The sequence below is a fragment of the Streptomyces silaceus genome (genome assembly GCF_001419745.1).
GTDB classification, from domain to species: domain Bacteria; phylum Actinomycetota; class Actinomycetes; order Streptomycetales; family Streptomycetaceae; genus Streptomyces; species Streptomyces silaceus.
The window spans coordinates 1-2,285 of record NZ_LIRJ01000259.1 but is presented as its reverse complement, the minus strand read 5'-3'; the positions used below and the strand labels follow the sequence as shown (position 1 = coordinate 2,285).

The 2,285-nt window shown below is 69.7% G+C and carries 2 protein-coding genes; both read left to right on the top strand.

Annotated features, from left to right (window positions below):
• Positions 1-986: CU044_5270 family protein (locus AOK22_RS23615; RefSeq protein ID WP_208606432.1), on the top strand; the 986-nt coding region annotated here is incomplete at its 5' end.
• A 189-nt stretch (positions 987-1,175) separates the two neighbouring features.
• A complete protein-coding gene (locus AOK22_RS23610; RefSeq protein ID WP_244164951.1) occupies positions 1,176-1,937 on the top strand; it encodes a hypothetical protein in 762 nt (253 codons plus the stop codon).
• Positions 1,938-2,285: the final 348 nt, after the last annotated feature.

The following is a 2,285-nucleotide window of genomic DNA, read 5'->3' as shown; positions in this document are numbered from 1 at the left end:
ACCGCCAACTCCTGCTCGAGAGGCACCTGATGACCCACATCCAGCAGCGGACGGGCCCGTCGTCCCCGGAGTACCCCGCCGCCCCGGCGGGGCCCGCCCCGCGCCCGGTGCGCCGGGCCCTCCTCATCGCCGTTCCCGTCACGGCGGCGGTGGTCGCGGCGGTGGTCGCGGTGAACACGTTCGGCGGGGCGGGTGCCGGCGGTACCGGCGGCGGCGCGGGGCCGGAGAACGGGCAGCGGGTGGCCGCGCCCGTCGTCCAGCTGGAGCCGGGCGACACGCAGCCGGTCTCGTCCGTCGCCGAGAAGGTCTCGCGGGCCGCGGAGACCCAGAAGTTCACGGCGCCGCGCCAGGACCAGTACATCTACGTCAAGAGCAAGGTCTCGTACCTCTCGATCGAGGAGAACGTCGACACGAACGAGCGCAGGACCATGGTCCAGAAGCTCCACCCGCGCGAGGTGTGGCTCTCGCCGAACGGCCTCAAGGGGTGGCTGTACGAGCCCGGCTTCCAGCCCGAGGACGGCATCTCGCTCGACGGTGACGTGGAGGGGTGGTCGTACAACAAGGTGAGCGCGCTGCCCACGGACACGAAGGCGCTCCTCGACCGGATCTACGCCTACACGGACGGCGACTCCTCCCGCGACCAGCAGGCCTTCGACACGATCAGCGACATGATCTCGGAGCAGCTCGCCCCGCCGAAGATCAGCGCGGCGCTGTACCGCGCGGGCGCGAAAATCCCCGGCGTGGTCGTGGTGGACCACGCCAAGGACGCGGCGGGCCGCCCGGGCGTCGCCCTGGCCCGCACGGACGAACAGACCGGCGAACGCCGAGAGTGGATCTTCGACAAGCAGACGTACGCGTACCTGGGCAGCCGCGGCATCCAGACGAAGCAATTCGACGACGTGAAGCCGGGCACGGTAGTGGAACGCACAGCCATCCTGACCCGCAAGATCGTCAACAAGAAGAAGTCCCACACGCCGGCACCGTGAACGAGCCGACTTCCCTCACGGAGAGATGACGTATTGGTGGACCTGGACTGGGATTGGGACGGGCTCACGGAAAGCGGCGAGAGCGTTGTCGCTCATTCCGCGGCTGTCTTCGCCACCGGCAGGGCGCCCGCCGTCTCCGGACGCCGATGGTTTCGCGATCCCGGGCGCAACGACATTCAGGACGAGCTGGTGGACGAGGGCTGGCCGTCCGGCCCCGTCCACACGCTCCGCAGCACGGGGGACAGAGCGGCTCGTCGCACCGGTCGCGCCCTCACCTCCGCCCTCGCCCTGGTCACAAGCCTCGTCCTCAATGAGAACAACGTCGGCTCAGTCGACGGCGAACCCGAGGATCCGGAGAACGAGGTCCATGACTTCCCCGTCATGTGGGCCGCGCCCGGAAGCCTCGCCCGCTCCCTGCCCTGGCAGCTCGACCCCGCGCGTCGGCCCGAGGGCTGGACGACGGATCTGGTCGTCACCGACCGTCGGCTGGTGTTCGTCGGCTCCGATGTCGGCATGCTGGAACACTCCGACGTGCTGGGCGAGTTGCCCCTCGACGCCGTCGCCGGATTCCGGCACATGACGTTCAGCAGCGTCGAAGCGGATGTCCGGCTCGCCTTCACGGACCAGTCCTGGGTACGGCTCTTCACCGGAGCCCGGAACAGCGCGGAGCGCCTGGCCCAGATGACCGACGGAACGGTGCGCATGCTGCCGGCGAGCGCGCTCACCGCAGGGCAGCGGCAGGAAGCGGCCCGCTTCTGTGCCGGTCTGCGCGGGCACAAGGCCAAGCAGCCGTACCTGCCCACGTACGCCATGCTGCCGAGCGGCACCGTTCTGATGGAGGTCCGCTCACCGTCCACGTCCTCGGCAGGATGTTTCGACACGGCCATCAACCTGATGACCGAGACGGGCGAACGGACGGTGCAGCAGCCGGGAGATCCCGACGTCGCGTAGCTGGCCGGTGCAGCCCACCGCCGGGCGCGGCTCTGAGCGGAACTTTTCTGCGGGCTGGGCGTCGGTGAGGGGATCGAATGACGTGGCGTGGGGCAAATCGGTCGGGTGTGTCGTCTGGATTGCAGGGGAGTCCCGTCGTGGTGCGGCGGTCGGGTTCGGAAAATGTCTGGTCGGTTTCCCCGAGGGTGCTGTTACCGTCCCCGCATGTCTGACCCTCACACGACCCCGCCCGTGTCCCCGCCCGTGTCCCCGCCTCACCCGAGCCGTGCGGCTGGCCGTCGGCACGCTGCGCGAGGGCGGTGGGCCCGACGTGGACTGGGGCGTCAAGGCCCATGGGCTGGAGTGGAC